Origin of the sequence: Thioalkalivibrio sp. AKL6 (assembly GCF_000376905.1) — a bacterium.
GTDB classification, from domain to species: Bacteria; Pseudomonadota; Gammaproteobacteria; order Ectothiorhodospirales; family Ectothiorhodospiraceae; genus Thioalkalivibrio; species Thioalkalivibrio versutus.
On sequence record NZ_AQXS01000011.1, the window covers coordinates 538111 to 558235 of the forward strand.

Annotated in this window: 21 protein-coding genes; 6 read left to right on the forward strand and 15 right to left on the reverse strand. The window is 68.8% G+C overall.

The window, feature by feature from the left end; genetic code table 11:
- Positions 1-48 precede the first annotated feature (48 nt).
- From xerD to D575_RS0113270, 3 genes are read right to left on the reverse strand one after another with little or no spacing between them, the layout of a single operon-like run.
- Complete coding sequence (gene xerD / locus D575_RS0113260; protein ID WP_018146406.1) at positions 49-954, reverse strand: site-specific tyrosine recombinase XerD; 906 nt, start codon at positions 952-954, stop codon at positions 49-51.
- Between the two features lie 3 nt (positions 955-957).
- Positions 958-1767 carry a slipin family protein gene (locus tag D575_RS0113265; RefSeq protein WP_018146407.1) on the reverse strand — a complete coding sequence of 270 codons (810 nt, stop codon included), beginning with the start codon at positions 1765-1767 and terminating at the stop codon, positions 958-960.
- Positions 1768-1806: 39 nt separating this feature from the next.
- The gene (locus tag D575_RS0113270; protein ID WP_026182164.1) at positions 1807-3366 is read right to left on the reverse strand and encodes a nodulation protein NfeD; all 1560 of its coding nucleotides are present in this window, start codon (positions 3364-3366) and stop codon (positions 1807-1809) included.
- 127 nt (positions 3367-3493) lie between these two features.
- Here D575_RS0113270 and mobA point away from each other — a divergent pair, with 127 nt between their 5' ends.
- From mobA to glp, 3 genes are read left to right on the forward strand one after another with little or no spacing between them, the layout of a single operon-like run.
- Positions 3494-4075, forward strand: a complete 582-nt coding sequence (mobA, locus tag D575_RS0113275) for a molybdenum cofactor guanylyltransferase MobA (protein WP_026182165.1) — start codon at positions 3494-3496, stop codon at positions 4073-4075.
- A 52-nt stretch (positions 4076-4127) separates the two neighbouring features.
- Positions 4128-4670 carry a molybdopterin-guanine dinucleotide biosynthesis protein B gene (gene mobB, locus D575_RS0113280; RefSeq protein ID WP_018146410.1) on the forward strand — a complete coding sequence of 181 codons (543 nt, stop codon included), beginning with the start codon at positions 4128-4130 and terminating at the stop codon, positions 4668-4670.
- Positions 4671-4684: 14 nt separating this feature from the next.
- Complete coding sequence (gene glp, locus D575_RS0113285; protein WP_018146411.1) at positions 4685-5941, forward strand: gephyrin-like molybdotransferase Glp; 1257 nt, start codon at positions 4685-4687, stop codon at positions 5939-5941.
- A gap of 19 nt (positions 5942-5960) precedes the next feature.
- On the opposite strand, the gene D575_RS0113290 is transcribed toward glp, so the two are convergent.
- Entirely contained in the window at positions 5961-6314 is a 354-nt protein-coding gene (locus D575_RS0113290; RefSeq protein WP_018146412.1) for a PilZ domain-containing protein, read from the reverse strand.
- A 59-nt stretch (positions 6315-6373) separates the two neighbouring features.
- On the opposite strand from D575_RS0113290, the gene D575_RS0113295 reads away from it, so the two are divergent.
- Entirely contained in the window at positions 6374-6913 is a 540-nt protein-coding gene (locus tag D575_RS0113295) for an RDD family protein (RefSeq protein ID WP_018146413.1), read from the forward strand.
- 255 nt (positions 6914-7168) lie between these two features.
- Here D575_RS0113295 and D575_RS0113300 read toward each other — a convergent pair whose 3' ends face one another.
- The 3 genes from D575_RS0113300 to lptF are packed head-to-tail and all read right to left on the reverse strand — an operon-like array spanning position 7169 to position 10007.
- Positions 7169-7813: a GDSL-type esterase/lipase family protein gene (locus D575_RS0113300; protein ID WP_018146414.1), complete on the reverse strand. Its 645-nt coding sequence runs from the start codon at positions 7811-7813 to the stop codon at positions 7169-7171.
- Positions 7810-8883, reverse strand: a complete 1074-nt coding sequence (lptG, locus tag D575_RS0113305) for an LPS export ABC transporter permease LptG (RefSeq protein ID WP_018146415.1) — start codon at positions 8881-8883, stop codon at positions 7810-7812. Before lptG ends, D575_RS0113300 begins: the two co-directional genes overlap by 4 nt.
- Positions 8880-10007, reverse strand: coding sequence for an LPS export ABC transporter permease LptF (lptF, locus tag D575_RS0113310; RefSeq protein ID WP_018146416.1), 1128 nt, complete (start codon positions 10005-10007; stop codon positions 8880-8882). The genes lptG and lptF overlap by 4 nt, the downstream gene beginning before the upstream one ends.
- An 88-nt stretch (positions 10008-10095) precedes the next feature.
- Here lptF and D575_RS0113315 point away from each other — a divergent pair, with 88 nt between their 5' ends.
- Together D575_RS0113315 and D575_RS0113320 are read left to right on the forward strand one after the other, a co-directional pair.
- The gene (locus tag D575_RS0113315) at positions 10096-11574 is read left to right on the forward strand and encodes a leucyl aminopeptidase (protein WP_018146417.1); all 1479 of its coding nucleotides are present in this window, start codon (positions 10096-10098) and stop codon (positions 11572-11574) included.
- Positions 11575-11590: 16 nt separating this feature from the next.
- Positions 11591-12013 carry a DNA polymerase III subunit chi gene (locus D575_RS0113320; protein WP_018146418.1) on the forward strand — a complete coding sequence of 141 codons (423 nt, stop codon included), beginning with the start codon at positions 11591-11593 and terminating at the stop codon, positions 12011-12013.
- Here the strand turns inward: D575_RS0113320 and D575_RS0113325 are convergent.
- From D575_RS0113325 to leuS, 8 genes are all read right to left on the reverse strand, one after another.
- A complete protein-coding gene (locus D575_RS0113325; RefSeq protein ID WP_018146419.1) occupies positions 11970-12620 on the reverse strand; it encodes a nucleoside triphosphate pyrophosphatase in 651 nt (216 codons plus the stop codon). The genes D575_RS0113320 and D575_RS0113325 overlap by 44 nt on opposite strands.
- 7 nt (positions 12621-12627) lie before the next feature.
- A complete protein-coding gene (gene rlmH / locus D575_RS0113330) occupies positions 12628-13098 on the reverse strand; it encodes a 23S rRNA (pseudouridine(1915)-N(3))-methyltransferase RlmH (RefSeq protein WP_018146420.1) in 471 nt (156 codons plus the stop codon).
- A 22-nt stretch (positions 13099-13120) separates the two neighbouring features.
- Positions 13121-13513, reverse strand: a complete 393-nt coding sequence (gene rsfS, locus D575_RS0113335) for a ribosome silencing factor (RefSeq protein WP_018146421.1) — start codon at positions 13511-13513, stop codon at positions 13121-13123.
- 8 nt (positions 13514-13521) lie between these two features.
- The gene (nadD, locus tag D575_RS0113340) at positions 13522-14172 is read right to left on the reverse strand and encodes a nicotinate-nucleotide adenylyltransferase (RefSeq protein WP_018146422.1); all 651 of its coding nucleotides are present in this window, start codon (positions 14170-14172) and stop codon (positions 13522-13524) included.
- A 315-nt stretch (positions 14173-14487) separates the two neighbouring features.
- Positions 14488-15795 carry a glutamate-5-semialdehyde dehydrogenase gene (locus tag D575_RS0113345; protein ID WP_018146423.1) on the reverse strand — a complete coding sequence of 436 codons (1308 nt, stop codon included), beginning with the start codon at positions 15793-15795 and terminating at the stop codon, positions 14488-14490.
- 4 nt (positions 15796-15799) lie between these two features.
- Positions 15800-16837: a DNA polymerase III subunit delta gene (holA, locus tag D575_RS0113350; RefSeq protein ID WP_018146424.1), complete on the reverse strand. Its 1038-nt coding sequence runs from the start codon at positions 16835-16837 to the stop codon at positions 15800-15802.
- The gene (lptE, locus tag D575_RS0113355) at positions 16837-17376 is read right to left on the reverse strand and encodes an LPS assembly lipoprotein LptE (protein WP_026182166.1); all 540 of its coding nucleotides are present in this window, start codon (positions 17374-17376) and stop codon (positions 16837-16839) included. Before lptE ends, holA begins: the two co-directional genes overlap by 1 nt.
- Entirely contained in the window at positions 17373-19964 is a 2592-nt protein-coding gene (leuS, locus tag D575_RS0113360; RefSeq protein WP_018146426.1) for a leucine--tRNA ligase, read from the reverse strand. Before leuS ends, lptE begins: the two co-directional genes overlap by 4 nt.
- Between the last annotated feature and the right edge of the window lie 161 nt (positions 19965-20125).

Sequence of the window (20125 nt, forward strand, 5' to 3'; positions counted from 1 at the left end):
CCCCCACGCGGGGAACCTGCGAAAGCTGGCAAGAGTGCGTAGTAGACGTCAGCCGCGGGGATGATGTTCCGCATGCAGGCTTTGCAGGCGGGCGCGTGCGACGTGGGTATAGATTTGCGTGGTCGAGAGGCTGCTGTGGCCCAGCAGCATCTGCACCACGCGCAGGTCCGCCCCGTGATCGAGCAGGTGGGTCGCGAAGGCGTGGCGCAGGGTATGCGGCGACAGCGGCGACTCGATGCCGGCACGGCGCGCATGGGCCTTGATGCGGTACCAGAAGGCCTGGCGCGTCAGCCCGCGCCCGCGGCGGGTGACGAACACGGTCTCGCAGGGAGGGTGTTCGTCCATCAGGTCCGGCCGCGCCTCGCGCTGGAAACGGGCCAGCCAGTGCGCCGCCTCCTCGCCCAGCGGCACCAGGCGTTCCTTGTCGCCCTTGCCGGTGATGCGCACCACGCCCTGGCGGCTGTTCACCTCCGACTGCTCCAGGCCCACCAGTTCCGACACGCGCAGGCCGGTGGCGTACATCAGCTCCAGCATCGCGCGGTCGCGCAGACCCACCGCGGTCTCGAGATCGGGCGCCTGCAACAGGGCGTCCACCTGGGCCTCGGACAGGCTGGCCGGCAACGGACGCCCGGCGCGGGGCGATTCGATCCCGGCACTGGGGTCATCCTCACGCTCGCCCTGATAGACCCGATAGCGATAGAAACGCCGGATGCTGGACAGCGCCCGGGTAATGGACTTCGGCCGGGCCCCGGCCTGCATGCGCGCGCTGATGTACCCCAGCAGGTCGGGCGCCCCGGCGGTCTCCAGGTCCACGCCCCTGGGCTCCAGCCAGTGCGCCAGGCCCTCCAGGTCGCGGCGGTACGCCGCCAGGGTGTGATCGGAGAGCCCCTCGACCGCCCAGAGCTCGTCCAGGAAACGATCGAGGGCCGACGAGGTCGTCTCGGCGCTGGTCACGCGTTATGGCTGGCCGCCCCCGGGATTGCCCGGTGCCCCCGGGGTCTCGGCGCGGAATTTTCCGGCCAGGCTCTCGAACACCTTGGTCAGTTCCAGCGGCAGCGGGAAGAAGATGCTGTTGGCGGTGCCGTTGGTCGACATGTCGGCCATGGTCTGCAGGTAGCGAAGCTGCAGCGCAGCCGGGCTTGCCTCCATCTTCTGCGCGGCCTGCACCAGCTTCTCGGCCGCCTGCAATTCGCCCTCGGCGTGGATGACCTTGGCGCGGCGTTCGCGCTCGGCCTCGGCCTGGCGGGCGATCGCACGGATCATGGAGTCGTCCAGGTCGACGTGCTTGATCTCGACGTTGGTGACCTTGATGCCCCAGGCGTCGGTCTGCGAGTCGAGGATCTCCTGGATGTCGTTGTTCAGCTTGTCGCGCTCGGAGAGCATCTCGTCGAGATCATGCTTGCCGAGGACCGAGCGCAATGTGGTCTGCGCGAGCTGGCTGGTCGCGGCGTAGTAGTCCTCCACCTGGATCACCGACTTGGCCGAATCCACCACGCGGAAGTACAGCACCGCGTTGACCCGGACGGTGACGTTGTCCTGGGAGATCACGTCCTGACTGGGCACATCGAGGGTGATGATGCGCAGGTCGATCCGCACGATCTGCTGGATGCCCGGGATGACGATGATCAGGCCCGGACCCTTGACCGCCTGGAACCGCCCCAGAAAGAAGATGACGCCACGCTCGTACTCGCGCAGCACCTTGATCGACATCACGATGATGGCGATCAGGATGACTAGCGGAACGACAAAGAAACCGAGATCGTTCATGTCCTGCTCCTTCTACGTTGTGAGTACTGCACCGGCCGGTCAGCCGGCCGATGCAGTGCCCGGGGTGTCCTCTTCGGTCGCGGGTTCGACCTGCAACTTGAGTCCGTCGATGGCGGTCACCCGCACCTTCTGCCCCTCGCGCACGGGGGCCGAGGTCTCCGCGTTCCACTGCTCGCTGTGGACCCAGACCCGGCCACTGCGTTCAAAGTCCTCGCGCGCCTCGCCAAGCATGCCGATCATCTCTTCATGGCCGGTGGCGGGCTTCTTGCCACGCAGACTGAACAGACGCCCCAGCACCCAGACCGACAGGATGCCGATGGCGATGGCCGTGCCGATCACCAGCGGCAGGGCCACATTCAGGTTGGGGTCGTCCCACAGAATGATCGAACCGGTTGTAAACGCCACGATTCCTCCTATGCCCAGGGCCCCGAAACTGGGCACAAAGGCCTCCGCGATCATGAAGATCATCCCCAGCAGCATCAGCGCCAGACCCGCATAGTTCACCGGCATCACCTGCAGCGCGAAGAACGCCAGGATCAGCGCGATCGAGCCAATCACGCCGGGATAGATCGCGCCCGGATTGGCCAGCTCGAAGATGATGCCGTAGATCCCCAGCAGCATCAGGATATAGGCAATGTTCGGGTTGGTGATCACGGACAGCAACTGGGTGCGCCAGTCCGGGTCCATGCGCACGATCTCCAGTCCCTCGGTGGAGAGTGTGCGCTCACCGTCGTGCATGCGCACGGTATGCCCGTCGATCTGGGCGAGCAGGTCGTCCAGGTTGTCCGCCACAAAGTCGATGACGTTCTGCTCCAGCGCCGCGGAGGCGGTCAGGTTGGAACCCTCGCGTACCGTCTCCTCCGCCCAGTCGGCGTTGCGATCATAACGCTCGGCCAGACCGCGGATGTACGAGACCGCGTCCTCCAGCACCTTGCGCCCCATCGCGTCGTCGCCACGCCGCGGGGCCGGATCGTCCTCCAGCAGCTCTTCCTCGCTGGCCGGCTCCACCTCGCCGTCAGGCGCTCCGTTTTCGCCCGCTGGCGCCTCGTCCGCATCGTCGTCGCTGCGTTCGTCGCCACGGGCCTCGTCGGCGTCCTCGTCGTCACGGGCGTCCTCGCCCGCTTCCGGCGGATCCATGCCCGGGAGCCCACCGCCCCCCATCTGCACCGGCGTGGCCGAACCCAGATTGGTGGCCGGGGTCATGGCCGCGACATGCGACCCATAGAGCATGTAGGTCCCGGCACTGGCCGCGCGCGAGCCGGCCGGGTGGACATACGTCACCACCGGCACGTCCGATTGCAGGATGTTCTTGATGATGCTGCGCATACTGGAATCCAGTCCGCCGGGGGTATCCAGCATCAGGATCATGATCTCGGCGTCTTCCGCCTCCGCGCGTTCAATGCCGCGACGGATGTAATCGCCGGTGGCCGGGCCGATGGCGTCCTCCACGGTCAGCATCAGGCCGTGGCGATCCCCGGTATCGGCCATACTCGCCGCGACCAGCCAGCCCGCACCGAGCACCAGCAAGGCCAGCCACAACAGATGTCGCCAGGGGCGCCATCCGCCCTGTCCCGCGTTGCGCCTGAATGGAACCCGCATGGGCTTCCTCTCCCGTCAGGATGGATTCGTCGTACACTGCGTGCGCACACGCGACAGCCGACACCACCACGATAAACCAAAGGCCGGACCGGCGCCGAACCCGCAGACCCGCATGGAAACGCAGGCAATGCAGACCCCGCCCGAAACCCTCACTGCCGTGATCCTGGCCGGCGGCCAGGGCCGCCGCATGGGCGGGTGCAACAAGGGCTGGGTCGAGTACCACGGGCGCCCCCTGATCGAACACGCGATCGAGCGCCTGCAGCCCCAGGCCGCACAGCTGGCCATCAGCAGCAATACCGATATCGACCGCTATCGGGCGCTGGGGTTTCCCTGTCTGTGCGATCGGCACCCAGATTACCGCGGCCCGCTGGCCGGGATCGCGGCGGCCTTCGCAGCCTTCCCCGGCCAGAACCTCCTGTGCGCCCCGGTGGACGCCCCGCATTGCCCGCGGGATCTCGGCGAACGCCTGCAACAGGCCGTGGACCGGGAACACGCCCCGGCCGCGGTCGCCCACGACGGCGAACGGCTGCAGCCGCTGTTCGCGCTGCTGCGCCCGACCCTGGCGCAGGCCCTGCTGAACGACCTGGAGCGCGGGTCCCTGGCCGCGGGACGCTGGTTTCGCGACATGGGTGCAATCCCCGTCGATTTTTCCGATCAGCCGCAGGCGTTCGCCAACATCAACACACCGGATGACCTGGGGAGGGACTGATCATGATCGCTATACTTTCGATCCCGAACCGCAGTGCCCGGGAACGACGCCCATGATCGAACCGACCATCCCCTCGCCCCTGCCCCGCATCGCCTTCGCCGCCTGGAGCGGCAGCGGCAAGACCACCCTGCTCAAGGGCGTGATCCCGGCCCTGCGCGCCCGCGGCCTGCGCCCGGCAATGATCAAGCACGCCCACCACGAATTCGACGTGGACAAGCCGGGCAAGGACAGCTTTGAACTGCGCCACTCCGGGGCGGACCAGATGCTGGTCGCATCCGGGCGGCGCTACGCCCTGATGGTCGAGACGCCGGAGACCGACGACGGCCGCGTGCCGGATCTGGACATGCTGTGCGCGCGGCTGGACCCGCGACGCTCCGACCTGATCCTGGTCGAGGGCTTCAAGCAGTGGGACCTGCCCAAGATCGAGGTACACCGCCCGTCAGTCGGCAAACCGCCGCTGTACCGGGAGGTCGCCGGGGTGATCGCGGTGGCCACCGACGCGGCGACCCTGGACTTCGACGGCCCACTGCTGCCGGTCAACGACCCGGACGCGGTGGCCGCCTTCATCATCGACTACCTGAATATCCATCCCTGAAGCGGAGACATCCCATGCCCGAGGCTGCCCCCGGTTGCGACGAATTCGACCCCAACGCCAAGACCCTGGAACAGGCCCGTGCCGCGATCCTGGAGGCCTGCCGGACAATCACCCAGAGCGAACAGGTCACGCTGGAAGAGGCCCTCGGGCGCACCCTGGCCCAGCCGGTTCACGCACGCATCGACGTGCCACCGGCGGCGGTCTCGGCCATGGATGGCTACGCCCTGCGCGCCGCGGACGCAACGGACGGGGCCTGTCTCGCACTGGTGGGCACATCGGCGGCCGGGCATCCCTGGGATGGCGAGCTGCAGCCCGGCCAGTGCCTGCGCATCCTGACCGGCGCGGTCGTCCCGGCCGGGGCCGAACTGGTCATCATGCAGGAGCAGGTGCAGCGGGACGGGGAATCGATCACCCTGCAAAACGGCGGCCTGACACCGGGACACAACATCCGTGGACCGGGCAGTGACACCGCCGCCGGCAGCCCGCTATATGCGTCCGGGCAGCGCATCGGCGCCGCCGAGATCGGGGTCCTGGCCAGTCAGGGTATCGCCCGGGTGAGCGTGCTGCGCCGGCCGCGCGTGGCCTTCTTCTCGACCGGGGACGAACTGGTCCCCGTCGATCAACCGCTGGGCCCGGGACAGATCCACGACAGCAACCGCCACACCCTGCGCGCGCTGCTGAGCGCCTATCCGGTGGAGGTACTGGACTACGGCGTGATCCGCGACACCGAGGCCGAGGTCTCACGAGCCCTGACCCGGGCCGGTGCGGACGCGGACATGATCATCACCACCGGGGGCGTCTCGGTGGGCGATGCCGATCACGTGACCCGCGTACTGCAGGCCTCGGGACAAGTCAGTTTCTGGAAGCTGGCGATCAAGCCCGGACGGCCACTGGCATTCGGACAGTTCGGCCGCGCGCATTTCTTCGGCCTGCCCGGCAACCCGGTGGCGGTGATGACCACCTTCGCCCTGCTGGTACGCCCGGCCTTGCTGCAGCTCGCCGGGCGCGACGCGACCGAGCCGCAGACCCTGAACGCCCGCCTGCTGGAGGATCTGTACAAGACCGCGGGCCGCAAGGACTTCCAGCGCGCGTTACTCGAGACTGACGACCGCGGCTGGGTGGTCCGCGCAGCCGGCGGCCAGGGCTCGCACCAGCTGCGCGCGATGAGCGAGGCCAACGCCTACGTGGTTTTGCCCCGCGAGTCCAGTGGGGCCCGGGCGGGGGACTGGGTGGAGGTGCTGCCGTTCCGGGAGATCTTCCCGGAGGTGTGACCCGGGTTTCCGCCCGCGCTCAGGGGGACTGGACGAGCGCGGCGAATTCCCGCTCCAGCAGGGCCTCGTCACCCAGGTTGAGCTCGACCAGGCGCCGCAGGTGCGAGGCGGATTCGAGCGGCATCGCCTCGATCTCCACCCCCAGCCACAAACCTTCGTGCCAGCGCACGCGGCCCTCGACGGTGATGCGCGCCTCGCCGCTGAGCGGGATATCGACGCTGACCTCGTCCCCATCGGTCAGGACCGGAAGATCCGCGCCCTCCAGCAGCACCCCCTTCAGGGAGATATCCTCCACGCGAACCGCGCAGTCCCCGCCGTCGGTGAGCAGGGTAGCCGGAAATTCCAGAGGGATACGTTGAAAGCGTCGCTCCATACGGCAAGACTACCCCCACTCCGCGCCTGCGGCCAAATCCAGAACCATCCGGGAATCCCATGACCGAAACCGCCGCCTCGTCCGTCGACGGCCAGCCGACCAGCCTGCTCCGCCGCCTGGCCGCCATCGTCTACGATGCCCTGCTGCTGGTGGCGATCTGGATGGTCCTTGGCCTGCTGGTGGTTGTCCTCGGCAATACCACCGGGCTGTACTCGCCGCGTGTGCACTTCGTGCTCAACCTGATCGTGGCCTGGGGCTTCTTCTACTGGTTCTGGACCCGCACCGGACAGACGCTTGGCATGCAGGCCTGGAACATCCAGCTGCGCACCGAGGGTGGCCACGCGGTCAATGCCTGGCAGGCCACCCTGCGCTACCTGGTCGCGGTGGCCCAGTGGCTAGTAATCCTGATGGCGATCTGGGCGGTGCGCGAGCACGGCGCCGTGGCAGTCACCGTGGTCACCGCGGCGGCGCTGTTCGCGCTCGGCCTGTCGCAGTTCCACCCGCGCCGCTGGATGCTGCACGACTGGCTCTCCAGCACCGAACTGGTACGCATCCAGGGCCTCGCCAAGCCGCGCTGGAAACAGAACCGCAAGAGCTGATCTCGGACCGGTTGTTTGTTTCACCACGAAGCACACGAAGACGGGCAAGGTCAAAAGCCGTCCTGATGAGCGATCACGTTCAACCAGCCGCCGGATCGTAGGGGCGTAGGATGGGATGAGCGCAGCGAATCCCATCAAGGAACGGGCACAACGCGGGAAATGGTGCGTTTCGCTGCGCTCAACAGCACCCTACCGCGGCGGAAGGAGCCTACGTTCCCTGCAATGGGCTGAAGCTCGTTGCTAATTGAACAACCCTCAGGGGGCGAGCCAGAGGCCGAGGTCGTCCAGGGCCTCGGCAATCTCGTCGGCGATGCGACGGTAACCACGGGCGTTGGGGTGCACGGGGTCGGCGCGCAGCTCGCGCTCGGACAACACGCCGGAGAGCACGCCCTCGATCAGGGCCACCTGTTCCTCGCGGGCGAGTTCGCGATAGATCGGATCGTCCCGCAGGCGCCCGGTGGCAGCCCCCAGGGCCGAGGCCCGCGGCACCCCCAGCAACAATGGCTGGGCCTCGTGTTCATGCACCGCTGCCACCAGGGCGCGCAAATCCTCCTTGACCGCGGCGGGATCGCGCTGGCGCAGAAAGTCGTTGCCGCCCAGCCAGATCAGCACCAGGTCCGGCTGGTGCTCGCGCAGGCTGGGCTCCAGGCGCCCGCGGGCGCTGCTGGCGCGGTCGCCCGGCACCCCGTCGTTGATGAGGGTCCAGCCGGTAATCGCCGCCAGCCGCGCCGGATAGTCCTCGCCCGAGCCCGCCCCGGTCCCTTGGGTCACGCTGTCGCCGAAGGCGAGCACCGTGGCCTGGCGCGGGAGTGGTTCGAAGTCGCCCGGGCCCGCGCCACCACAGGCCGCCAGCAGGGCCGCCAGCACGATCAGGAACCCGCCGCGCAGCCAGCCCCTCATGTCTGACGCCCCATGCGTTGCAGCGCCACCAGCGCGAGGATCAGGAACAGCACCACCGGCAGGCTCGCCGCGACCACCGGGGGCAGGTTGTAGACCAGCCCCAGATGGGTCATCGCCCGCATCACGATGGCGAACGACACGCCGATGGCGATGCCGATGAACAGGCGCCGCCCGGCACCACCCTCGCGCTGCGAGCCGAACAGGAACGGGATCGCCAGCAGCAGCATCACGAAGGTGCTGGCCGGCAGGGTCAGTCGCTGCCAGAACGCGACCTCGTAGGGGGCCGAGTCCAGGCGATTTTCCTGCAGGTAGTCGATGTAGCGCGCCAGGTTCTGCGCCGCCATCTGGCTGGGCTCGACCACCAGAATGTCGAAGTACTCCGGTGCGATCAGGCGCTCGATGACCTCCTCCTCCAGGCGTTCGGGCTCGACGCGCTCCAGCGACAGCCGCGAACGCTCCACGCCCTGCAGCCGCCAGGCCCCATCCACGTACTGCGCGCTCTGCGCACGTGTAATCTCGCGCGGCTCGCGGTTCGCATCCACCTCGATGATGCGCACGCCGATCAGGCGGTTGCCCGGCAACACCGCATCCGCCTGCACCATCCGCTGGCCATCGCGCGCCCAGAGCCCGATGGGGCTCACACTCAGCTGTTCATCGAAGGCACTGGCCTTCAGGTTCTGTGCACGACTCTCGGCCGCAGGAGCGAAGAACTCGCCGACCACTACCATCACGACCACGACCACCAGTCCGGCCTGCATCACCCAGCCGATGAAGCGCCCAAGCGTCATTCCGGCGGCCCGCATCGCGGTCAGCTCGCTGTTGGCGGCCAGATTACCCAGCCACAAGAGTCCGCCGAGCAGCGCCGCCGGGGGCAGCATGTCGTACATCCGCCGCGGCAGGGTCAGCGCCACATACAGCAGCGCCTCGGTCAGGCCATAGTTGCCACGCCCGGTGTCGCGGAGCTCGTCAATCAGCGCGAAGACCGCATCCAGCGCCACCAGCAGGACCACGGCCAGCGCGGTCCCGATCAGGACCTGGCGCATGATGTAGCGACCCAGTACGGTCGTCACGAAGCCACCTCGTCACGCTCCACGCGGCGAGGGCCGCCACCCGCTCCCCGGCCAAGGCCCAGCATGCCCTTGCGCCAGGCCAGCCACAGCCAGAGAACCAGCATCAGGCCGTGCGTCCACCAGAGCCCCAGGGCCAGTGGCGTACGGCCATCCGCCAGCTGCCCCTGACCCAGGATCAGGAAGTTCGCGTACAGCACGTAGACGCCGATCGCCGCCGGGATGCGGGCATAACGCCCGGTCCGCGGCGGCACCTGGGCCAGCGGCAGCGCGATCAGCGTGAGCACCAGGATGGACAGCGGCATCGCGATGCGCCATTCGAGCTCCGCACGATGGTCCGGCCGATCACGCTCCGCCCACAGCTGAAGCGTCGACATCGCGTTCAGCGAGCGCCGCCCGGCCCCGGCATCCGGTTCGGTGATCTGGGTCCGCAGTCGCTCGAACTCGAGCATGCGGAAGCTGCCCTCGCCGGGCACGCCGACATGGCGATAGCCGTTCTCGAGGATCAGGAAACCACTACCCTCGGCCCCCGGGTCGGGAATCGCGCGCTCGGCTACGGTCACCTGCGCCTCGCCGTCGACCTCGCGGTAGATGAACACCTCCAGCAGGGCCTCGCGGTCCTCGCTCAAGCGCTCGGCGAAGAAGACCTGCTCGCCAACCCGCGAGCGCAGGAAGCGCCCGGGCGTAATGCCGACCAGGTCGGAGCGTGTCTCGGCGAGGTCGCGCAGTTGATCGATCTGGGCCTCGGTGCGTGGCACCACCAGCGTCATCAGCACCAGCAACAGCAGCGTGGCTGGCGCAGCCACCCAGAACAGCGCGCGATAAAACGCGGCGAAGGACATGCCGCTGGCCTGTAGCGCCACCAGCTCGCTGTCGCGCTGCAACCGGCCCAGCACCAGCATGAAGGCCAGGAACAGCGCCACCGGCCAAAGGAAGACAATGCCCTTGAATGCGCCGAAGGCGACCATGCCCGGCAGGAAATCCACGGGGATACTGCCCTCGGCGACATCGCGCAGCACCCGCCCCAACACGCCGCCGATGATCACCAGCAACAGCACGACGGTGACCGCGGTCTGCGTGACCAGCAGCTCGCGGGCGATAAGACGCTCGGCGCGGCGCAGGATCATGCGCGCATTACCCCGCGGCCCGCGCGGCGCGTGGCCGGGCGCCGCTTGGCGCTGGTACCATGATCGAACTCATTTTCGGGAGGCATTCATGCAATTCTCCGTCACCACCTCGACCCTCGACAAACCCCGCGCCGGCATCCGCGCCGCCGGGATCGCCCACAAGCGCAAGCCGGCCGCGGGCGCCACCGCCCTGGATGCCGCGCGCGATGGCGAGATCACCGCCCTGCTGAAGGCCGGCGAGATGGACGGCGAGGCCGGCAGCCGGCTGTTGCTGCCTACCGGTGGAGGCAAGGGTAACGCACTCCTGATCGGCCTGGGCGCGAAGAAAGACTTCGATGCCCGCGCCGCACGCAAGGCCGCGCAGACCCTGGCGGCCGCCCTGGTCGAGCGCCCCGCCACCAGCGCGGTGATCGCGGTGGCGGACTTCCAGCCGCGCGGCAAGGACATCGCCTGGACGGTGCATACCCTGGTGGCGGCGATCTCGGATGCCGCCTACCGCTTCACCCCGTTCAAGGGCAAGGAGAAGACCACCCCGGTGAAGCTGGAGAAGATCCAGCTCAGCGTGGAGCGCGACGAGGCCGAGGCGGCGAAGCGCGCCTGCAGCGAGGCTGCGGCGATCGCCACCGGCGTCAATCGCACCAAGGACCTGGGCAATACCCCGCCGAATGTCTGCTACCCGGAGAGCCTGGCCGACACCGCGCGCGAGATGGCGAAGCAGCACAAGAAGCTGAAGACCACGGTGCTGGACGAGAAGGACCTGGAGAAACTCGGCGCCGGCGCGATCCTGGCCGTAGGCAAGGGGTCCGAGCGCCCGCCGCGCCTGATCGCGATGGAATACTCCGGCGGCAACAAGGGCGACGCCCCGGTGGTCCTGGTGGGCAAGGGCATCACCTTCGACACCGGCGGCATCTCGCTCAAGCCCGGTGCCGAGATGGACGAGATGAAATACGACATGTGTGGCGCGGCCAGCGTGTTCGGCGTGATCGAGGCCTGCTGCGAACTGGAGTTGCCGATCAACGTGGTCGGCGTGGTGACCAGCGCCGAGAACATGCCCGACGGCCGCGCGACCCGCCCCGGCGATATCATCACCACCCTGTCCGGACAGACGGTGGAGATCCTGAACACCGACGCCGAGGGCCGCCTGGTCCTGGCCGACGCCCTGACCTGGGTCGAGCGCTACAAGCCGAAGGCGGTGATCGACATCGCCACCCTGACCGGTGCCTGCATCATCGCACTGGGGCACCAGGGCGCGGCCGTGCTCGGCAACAACGAGCGCCTGGCCAAGGGCCTGCTGGCCGCCGGCGAGGAGAGCGGGGATCGCGCCTGGCAGCTCCCGCTGTGGCCGGAGTACCAGGAACAGCTGAAGAGCAATTTCGCCGATATGGCCAACATCGGCGGGCGCCCGGCCGGCACCATCACCGCCGCCTGTTTCCTGTCGCGCTATACCGAGGACTACACCTGGGCGCATGTCGACATCGCCGGCGTGGCCTGGAAGAGCGGCAAGGAAAAGGGCGCAACCGGGCGCCCGGTGCCGATGCTGATGCGCTACCTGCTCGACCAGGCCTGATCGCGGTCCGGCGGGCATGACCCACGTCAGCTTCTACCTGCTCGAGGACCCGGCCCCGGAGGCACGCCTGCGCTTCGTCTGCCGTCTGGCAAAGAAGGCCAGCGGGCAGGGACATCGAGTACATATCCATACCGGCTCGCCGGAGCTGACGCGCACCCTGGATGAATGGTTGTGGACCTTCGAGGACACGGCCTTTCTGCCGCACAGCACCGACGTGCGCGACACGGATGTCCCGGTCTCCCTGCACGAGGCGCACGCCCCGTCGGATCGCTGCGACGTGCTGATCAACCTCGCCCCCGAGGTCCCGGAGTACTGTGGGCGTTTCGAACGGGTCGCCGACATCGTCGGTGGCGACAAGACGGGGCGCGAGGCCGGCCGGGCCCGCTACCGCTTCTTCAAGGAACGCGGCTACCCGCTGGACCACCACAAGATCCAGTAACGACCGCGGGAGACGCCGATCCGACACGCGGCGGCGGGTCGGGGATCTCGCGCAGCCAGGCCTCCAGCTCGAACAGGGGCAACCCGACCACGTTGGTGTAGGAGCCCTCGATCCACTCGACGAAGGCGGCGCCGCGGCCCTGGATGGCGTAGGCACCGGCCTTGCCGCGCGGCTCGCCGGTTGCCCAGTAGGCCTCGATGTCGGCCAGGCTCAGCTCGCGCAGGCGTACCCGGGTCGTCACGTGACGGGTGCGCATGGCCTCGCCGGGGCGCCACAGGGCCATGCCGGAGACGACCCGGTGCGCGCGCCCGGACAGCCGCCCGAGCATGGCGGCGGCGGCGGCGAAATCCGCGGGCTTGCCCAGTGCGTCGTCGTCCACGGCGACCACGGTGTCGGCCGCCAGCACCCACTGGCCGGGCGCCAGGCGATCGCGCGCCGCCTCCGCCTTGGCGACGGCCAGGCGCTCGACCAGGGCCTCCGGCGTCTCGCCGGGCTGCGCGCTCTCGTCCACGTCCATCGGCGCCACCTCGAAGGCAAGCTGGATCTGCTCCAGCAGTTCCCGCCGACGCGGCGAGGCGGAGGCGAGCAACAGCGGCGGCGGGCTCATGGGGGGATCAGGCCCGGTGGTAGGGGTGGTTGTTGAGCAGCGACCAGGCGCGATAGAGCTGCTCGGCGACCAGCACCCGCACCAGCATGTGCGGGAAGGTCAGCGGCGATAGCGACCAGGCCCACTCGGCGCGGGCGCGCACGGCCTCGTCCAGCCCGGCGGCCCCGCCAATCACCAGCGCGACGTCACGACCGTCCGCCTGCCAGTCCTCCAGGCGCTTCGCGAGGCCCTTGGTATCGACCGCCTTGCCGCGCTCGTCGAGCAGGATCACGCGGGCGTTCTCCGGGATCGCCTTCAGCAGGATCTCGCCCTCGCGGCGCAGGAGCGTGGTGGTGTCCATCGACTTCGCGCCCGAGGGACCCGCCAGCGCTTGCAGGTTCAGCTCCAGCTCGCGCGGCAGGCGCCCGGCGTATTCGGCGAAGCCCTCCGCCACCCAGTCGGGCATGCGCTTGCCGATTGCGATCAGGTCCAGACGCATCGGGCAAAGCCTCGCTCGGCGTTCAGCGCCGCAGGCGCCGGACCCGCTCCAGGCTGGGGTCCTCGGGGGCGGCTTTTTCGGTGTCCGCGGCCTCCTCCGCCATCCAGAGCTTCTCCAGGTTGTAGAAGTCGCGGGTCTCCGGGAGCATCACGTGAACGATCACATCGTTCAGGTCCACCAGCACCCACTCCTGGCTCTCCTGACCCTCGACTCCCAGCGGCGGGATGCCGGCCTGCTTGGCCTCGGTGGCCACCGACTCGGCGGTGGACTGCACGTGACGCCCCGAGGTCCCGGAGGCGATCACCATGAAATCCGTCAGCGTGGTCTTGCCACGCACGTCGATGGTGCGGATGTTCTGTGCCTTCATGTCGTCCAGAGCGGTGGTCACCAGCTCCAGGAGTTGTTCGCTGTTCATTGTGTCGGTCATGTCCCGTGATTGCGGTTCGACCCGGCCCGGTACAGACCGTGGTCCTGGATGTAGCGATTGACGGCCCCGGGGAGCAGGAAGCGCGGGCTGCGCCCGGCCTGCAGCTCGTCCCGGATGGCGGTGGCGGAGATGTCGAGCTGGGTGACCGGCTGGAAGTAGACCAGCCCCCCGGGCGCCTTGTGCAGCGCCGCCGGGTCGTGCGTCGCGGCGTTCCCCAGCCAGCCGCCCAGATCGTGGGAGGCCGGGCTGCCGGGGCGGTGCGAGACCACGATATGCGCCAGCTCGAAGATCTGCTGCCAGCGATTCCACGATGGCAGCCCGGCGAAGGCGTCCATGCCCATGATCAGCACCAGCGACGCGTCCGGCCCCAGCTCCTCGCGGAAACTGAGCAGGGTATCCACGGTGTAGGACGGCCCCTGACGATCCAGCTCGCGACGGTCGGCGACGAATCCCGGTACGTCCGCAATCGCCTGCTCCACCATCGCCAGGCGGTCGTCGCTGCCGGTGCCGGGGCTCGTGCGATGCGGCGGTACGTGGCAGGGGATGAAGTGCACGCGCTCCAGCCCCAGGTGCTGCTGGATCTCCAGCGCCGGGCGCAGGTGGCCGAAGTGGATCGGGTCGAAGGTGCCGCCGAGGATCCCGATCACGCGGGCATCGCCCCAGGGAGACGCGCGATGGAATCAGCTTCTCCCCTAGGGAAACACTGATCAATGTACGCACTCGTGTTGGCACCCCAGGTTTTCCGAGACAAGGCGCGCCGTGCAGCGGGTAGTGGTTCTACCCACAAGCGGCGCAACGCAGGATCGGGGAACCTGGGGTACCAACCCCGAAGGGGCTCGGCCGCTTTTGCGCGCGAACAGCGTTGCGGTGCCTTTGTGCAGAGTGACTGCACGGCAGTCACCGCGCCTTGTTCGCACGCAAAAGCGACTCGAGCGCGAGCGTGTACATTGATCAGTGTTTCCCTAGCCACGTACATGGCCGTCGCCGAACACGACGTACTTGAGCGTGGTCAGCCCGTGCAGGCCCACCGGACCCCGGGCATGCAACTTGTCGGTGGAGATGCCGATCTCCGCGCCCAGGCCGTACTCGAAGCCGTCGGCGAAGCGGGTGGAGGCATTCACCATGACCGAGCTGGAGTCCACCGCGCGCAGGAAACGCCGGGCGCGGGTGTAGTCCTCGGTCACGATGCTGTCGGTGTGGTGCGAACCATAGGTGTTGATGTGATCCATCGCCATATCCAGATCGTCGACCACGCGGATTGCGAGGATCGGCCCCAGATACTCGGCCACCCAGTCGTCCTCGGTGGCCTCGGCGATATCCGTACCGGCATTCGCGAGGATGGCGCGGGTGCGCGCGCAGCCGCGCAGGCTCACCTGGTGCTCGCCCAGGACCGTGGCCAGGCGCGGCAGGAAGGCCTCGGCCTGGTCCGCGTGCACCAGCAGCGTCTCCATGGTGTTGCAGGTGCCGTAGCGCTGGGTCTTCGCGTTCACCGCGACGGCCAGCGCCTTGTCGGCATCCGCACCGCCATCCACGTACACGTGGCAGACGCCGTCCAGGTGCTTGATCACCGGGATCTGCGACTCGTTGCTGACGCGCTCGATCAGGCCCTTGCCGCCGCGCGGGACGATCACGTCCACGTACTGCGGCATGCGCAGCAGCGCGCCGACCGCCGCGCGGTCGGTGGTCGGCACCACCTGCACCGCCTCGCGCGGCAACCCCGCCTGCTCCAGCCCGGCCTGGATAATCGCGGCCAGGGCCTGATTGGAATGCAGCGACTCGGAGCCGCCACGCAGGATCGCCGCATTACCCGACTTCAGGCACAGCGCGGCGGCGTCGATGGTCACGTTCGGCCGCGACTCGTAGATGATCCCGATCACCCCCAGCGGCACGCGCATCTGGCCGACCTGGATACCGCTCGGCTGGTAGGCCATATCGGAGATCGTGCCCACCGGGTCGGGCAGCCCGGCTACCTGGCGGCAGCCCTCGATCATGGTATCGATGCGGGCATCGGTCAGCGCCAGGCGATCCAGCATCGCGGCGTCCAGGCCGCGCTCGCGCCCGGCCTCCAGGTCACGGCTGTTGGCCTCATTCAGCTCGGCGCGGCGCGCGGCGATGCCCTCGGCGATCGCATGCAGTGCGGCGTTCTTCGCCCCCGGCTCGGCCTCGGCCATACGCCGCGATGCGGCGCGCGCAGCGCGGCCGAGCGCCTCGACCTGGGCGACCACGCCGCTGGTGGCGGCGGATTCAGTGGGGTTCACGGCAGCGTTCATGCAGTCAGACTCGTTGAGAATTCAGTGCGGGTTCGGGTCGGGTCAGCGGCCGCCCCGCCATACGGGCCACCAAGTCTAGCAACCCCTGCCGGGCGTTGCCGTTTTCCTGACCCTTGATGACCCGATCCACGCGCGCGGCCTCGCCCAGCAGGCCCCGCGCCGCGCTCAGGTCCAGGCGCGACATGGCCTGGCGCAGGGCCTTCTGGCCGTCGCCAAAGCTGCCCTGGAACGCCTCGCGGTCGGGCGCACCGGCGGCCTTGCGCTCCATCGCCTGCACCAGCAGCCGGCATTCGCGCGCCAGCGCCCACAGGATCAGCGGCTCCGCCTGGCCCTCATCCAGCAGCCCCTCCAGCATGCGCAGGGCGTGGCGGACATCGCCGCGCAGCGCGGTCGGGGCCAGGGCAAACAGCTCGAAGCGGGCGGAATCCGTGGTGGCCTCCGCCAGCACGGTCTCGTCGATCTCGGTCACGCCGGCCAGCGCCAGCTTCTCGATCTCCTGGCGTGCGGCCAGCAGGTTGCCCTCCACCCGCGCGACCAGCAACGCCAGCGCCGGGTCGGTGATGCGCAGACCGTTCCTCTGCAGCCGCGCACGGATCCAGCTACCCAGCTGGGCCGGCGGCACCGGGCGCGCATGGATCACCACCGCACGGCCCTCCAGGGCCTTGAACCAGGCCGCCCGCCGCATGTCGCGATCCGGCCGCGGCAATTGCAGCAGCAGGACCAGGTCAGCCTGCGGGTCGCCGGCGTAGGCCTTCAGGTGATCGCCACCGGTCTTGCCCGGCTTGCCGGTCGCCAGGCGCACGTCCAGCACCGTGCGCTCGGCAAACAGCGACCGGTCGCGGATCGCGGCCTCGAACGGGCCCCAGTCCGATTGCGCGGTCAGGTCCAGCACCGTGCGCTCCAGGAAGCCCTGCTCGCGGGCGGCAGCGCGGATCGCATCGGCCGCCTCGATCGCCTGCAACGGCTCCTCGGCCAGCAACAGGTAGATCGGCGCGAGCCCGCGCGCCAGATCCTGCTCCAGGCGGGCGATATCCAGCGCCATTACGGGGCCGGGTCCTCCGCGGCTTCGCGCAGGCTGCCGTCCGGCTCGATGAGCGCGGCAATCCGGCGCTGCAGCTGGCTGACGATGTCGCGGTCCATCGCCTCGCGCAGGGTGGATTCGCGCTCGCCCCGGCTGAGCACCGCGGTGCCATCGAACAGATAGATGCGCGAGGCGCGCAGTGGCCCCAGGTCGACCGCCTCGCCGTCCACCGGGCGCAGGCGCGCATTGACCGTGCGCACCAGTTCGTACTCGGACACCCGCGCGGCCTCGGTCACCGACAGCGTGCGGCGCTGATCGTTGACCGAACGGATCTCCAGGATCGCACCCTGACCCTCCGGGCGCTGGCGCACGACGTCCACGCCCGAGGAGCCCAGGGTCACGGCCAGTTCGCGGTACAGCGAGTCGCGCGCATTGATGCCCGTGATCTGCACCGGATTCAGTGTCTCCGGCCACTCGCTACTGCCACGCAGCTGAAAGCCGCAGGCGGCCAGCGCGGCCACCAGGACCAGTACCAGACCCGCGCGCAAAAGGGCGCTCATTGTGGCTTCACCACGAAGTTGACCAGACGGCCGGGAACGACGATCACCTTGATCACATCCTGCCCCTCGATATGGCGCTGCACGTTTTCGTCGTTGCGCGCAACGGTCTCGATCGCGTCCTTGTCGGCCCCGGACGGGACCGCGATCTCGGCACGGCGCTTGCCGTTCACCTGCACCGCCAGGGTCTCCTGCGCGGCCTGGCGTGCGGCCTCGTCGACCTGCGGCCATTGCGTGGCGGCCACCAGCTCGTCGTGACCCAGGGTCCGCCACAGCGTTTCGGTCACGTGCGGGATGATCGGGGCCAGCATGCGCACGATGCCCTCCAGCGCCTCCTGGCGCACGGCTGCGGCCCCGGCGGCGTCCAGAGGGAACTTGCCAAGGTCGTTCAGCAGTTCCATGTTCGCGGCCACCGCGGTGTTGAAGGTCTGGCGCCGGCCGATGTCGTCGGTGACCTTGGCGATGGTGTCGTGCAGCTTGCGCCGCAGCTCGCGCCCGGCATCGTCCAGCGCGTCCGTGTCCAGCGCCCCGGGCGACTCGCCGCCCACGTGCTCGTGGACCGCGCGCCACAGGCGCTTAATGAAGCGATGCGCGCCCTCCACGCCGGAGTCGGACCATTCCAGCGACAGGTCCGGGGGTGCGGCGAACATGGTGAACAGCCGCGCGGTATCCGCGCCGAAGCGCTCGATCAGGGCCTGCGGGTCCACGCCGTTGTTCTTCGACTTGGACATCTTCTCCATGCCCCCAACCGTGACCGGCTGGCCATCCTCGCGGTGGCGCGCGGCCTTCACCGAACCGTCCTCGGCGCGTTCCAGTTCGACGTCCGCCGGGTTGATCCAGTCCTTCCCGCCGTCACTGCGCTCGCGATAGAAGGTCGGTGCGATCACCATGCCCTGGGTCAGCAACCGGGTGAACGGCTCGTCGGAGGCCAGCAGGCCCTCGTCGCGCAGCAGCTTGTGGAAGAAGCGCGCGTACAGCAGATGCAGCACCGCGTGCTCGATGCCGCCGACGTATTGATCCACCGGCAGCCAGTGGTCGGCGCGCGCATCCAGCATGGCCGTGTCGTTGTCGGCGCAGGCGTAGCGGGCGAAGTACCAGCTGGATTCGAAGAAGGTGTCGAAGGTATCGGTCTCGCGCCGCGCCGGCTTCCCGCATTCCGGGCACGGGGTCTCGAAGAATTCGGGCATGCGCGCCAGCGGCGAGCCGGCCCCGTCGGGGATCACGTCCTCGGGCAGGCGCACCGGCAAGTCGGCTTCCGGCACCGGCACCGCGCCACAGGCCTCGCAGTGGATCACCGGAATCGGACAGCCCCAGTAGCGCTGGCGCGAGATACCCCAGTCGCGCAGGCGGTAGTTGCGCCGGCGCCGGCCGATGCCGGTCTGCTCCAGGTGCTCGGCGATCGCCGCCTTGGCCGCCTCCGATGCCTGGCCGTCGAAATCACCGGAGTTCACCAGCACGCCGGCCTCGGTGAACGCGGCCTGCTGCACATCGACCGTGGCGCCATCCGCCGGGGCGATCACCTGGCGGATCGGCAGGCCATATTTCGTCGCGAACTCGTGGTCGCGCTCGTCATGCGCGGGCACGGCCATCACCGCTCCGGTGCCGTATTCCATCAGCACGAAGTTGGCGACCCAGACCGGGACATCCTCGCCGGTCAGCGGGTGGCGGGCGGTGAAGCCCAGCGCGCGGCCCTTCTTCTCCATCGTGGCCAGGTCCGCCTCGGCCACCCCGCCCTGCGCGCAATCCGCGACAAACGCGGCCAGCTCGGCGTCCTGCTCCGCCAGCGCCTGCACCCGTGGGTGCTCCGGCGCCAGCGCCATGTAGGAGACGCCGAACAGGGTATCCGGGCGCGTGGTGTAGACGGCCAGCGCCTCGCCACCGTCCACCGCGAACTCGAGCTCCACGCCCTCGGAACGCCCGATCCAGTTGCGCTGCATGGTGCGCACCTGGTCCGGCCAGCCGTCCAGCTCGTCCAGGGCCTCCAGCAGCTCGTCGGCGTAGTCGGTAATGCGCAGGAACCACTGCGGCATCTCGCGGCGCTCGACGACCGCCCCGGAGCGCCAGCCACGGCCCTCGATCACCTGTTCGTTGGCGAGCACGGTCTGATCCACCGGGTCCCAATTCACGGTCGCCTTCTTGCGATAGACCAGGCCTTTCTTCAGCAGGCGCACGAACAGCCACTGTTCCCAGCGGTAGTAGTCGGCGTCACAGGTGGCGAACTCGCGCGACCAGTCGTAGGCGAACCCCAGGCGCTTGAGCTGGGTGCGCATCTGCTCGATGTTCTGCCGCGTCCAGGCCGCCGGCGGCACGTGGTTCTGCATCGCCGCGTTCTCGGCCGGCAGGCCGAAGGCGTCCCAGCCCATCGGCTGCAGCACGCTCCGCCCCTGCATGCGCTGGAAGCGCGCGATCACGTCGCCGATGGTGTAGTTGCGCACATGGCCCATGTGTAGCTTGCCCGAGGGATACGGGAACATGGACAGGCAGTAGAACGGCTCGCCGGCGGCATCCTCGCGCGCACGGAAGCAGTCGGCCTCCTCCCACTGGCGCTGCACCTGCGCCTCGATCATCTCCGGGGAATACTGCTCCTGCATGTGGCCCACCTGCCCTGTGTGTTCGCGTGAAACAAAGAACTGCGCAGAATACCAGTCGCCCCCACCCCCTCCAAGCGGCTGGGAAACGGCCCGACCACCCCTCGCCACACGTCTTCGATGTGATATCCGTCACGCAACTCCGGGAACAGTACCCCCACCTG

Excerpts from the sequence above, each read along its gene's own strand:
- D575_RS0113320 (WP_018146418.1), top strand. The coding sequence starts at position 11,591 with ATGACCCACGTCAGCTTCTACCTGCTCGAGGACCCGGCCCCGGAGGCA.
- rlmH (WP_018146420.1), bottom strand. The coding sequence starts at position 13,098 with ATGCGTCTGGACCTGATCGCAATCGGCAAGCGCATGCCCGACTGGGTG.
- D575_RS0113290 (WP_018146412.1), bottom strand. The coding sequence starts at position 6,314 with ATGGAGCGACGCTTTCAACGTATCCCTCTGGAATTTCCGGCTACCCTG.
- mobA (WP_026182165.1), top strand. The coding sequence starts at position 3,494 with ATGCAGACCCCGCCCGAAACCCTCACTGCCGTGATCCTGGCCGGCGGC.
- mobB (WP_018146410.1), top strand. The coding sequence starts at position 4,128 with ATGATCGAACCGACCATCCCCTCGCCCCTGCCCCGCATCGCCTTCGCC.
- D575_RS0113300 (WP_018146414.1), bottom strand. The coding sequence starts at position 7,813 with ATGAGGGGCTGGCTGCGCGGCGGGTTCCTGATCGTGCTGGCGGCCCTG.
- D575_RS0113265 (WP_018146407.1), bottom strand. The coding sequence starts at position 1,767 with ATGAACGATCTCGGTTTCTTTGTCGTTCCGCTAGTCATCCTGATCGCC.
- lptF (WP_018146416.1), bottom strand. The coding sequence starts at position 10,007 with ATGATCCTGCGCCGCGCCGAGCGTCTTATCGCCCGCGAGCTGCTGGTC.
- lptE (WP_026182166.1), bottom strand. The coding sequence starts at position 17,376 with ATGAGCGCCCTTTTGCGCGCGGGTCTGGTACTGGTCCTGGTGGCCGCG.
- D575_RS0113315 (WP_018146417.1), top strand. The coding sequence starts at position 10,096 with ATGCAATTCTCCGTCACCACCTCGACCCTCGACAAACCCCGCGCCGGC.
- D575_RS0113345 (WP_018146423.1), bottom strand. The coding sequence starts at position 15,795 with ATGAACGCTGCCGTGAACCCCACTGAATCCGCCGCCACCAGCGGCGTG.
- holA (WP_018146424.1), bottom strand. The coding sequence starts at position 16,837 with ATGGCGCTGGATATCGCCCGCCTGGAGCAGGATCTGGCGCGCGGGCTC.
- D575_RS0113270 (WP_026182164.1), bottom strand. The coding sequence starts at position 3,366 with ATGCGGGTTCCATTCAGGCGCAACGCGGGACAGGGCGGATGGCGCCCC.
- D575_RS0113325 (WP_018146419.1), bottom strand. The coding sequence starts at position 12,620 with ATGAGCCCGCCGCCGCTGTTGCTCGCCTCCGCCTCGCCGCGTCGGCGG.
- D575_RS0113295 (WP_018146413.1), top strand. The coding sequence starts at position 6,374 with ATGACCGAAACCGCCGCCTCGTCCGTCGACGGCCAGCCGACCAGCCTG.
- leuS (WP_018146426.1), bottom strand. The coding sequence starts at position 19,964 with ATGCAGGAGCAGTATTCCCCGGAGATGATCGAGGCGCAGGTGCAGCGC.
- glp (WP_018146411.1), top strand. The coding sequence starts at position 4,685 with ATGCCCGAGGCTGCCCCCGGTTGCGACGAATTCGACCCCAACGCCAAG.
- rsfS (WP_018146421.1), bottom strand. The coding sequence starts at position 13,513 with ATGAACAGCGAACAACTCCTGGAGCTGGTGACCACCGCTCTGGACGAC.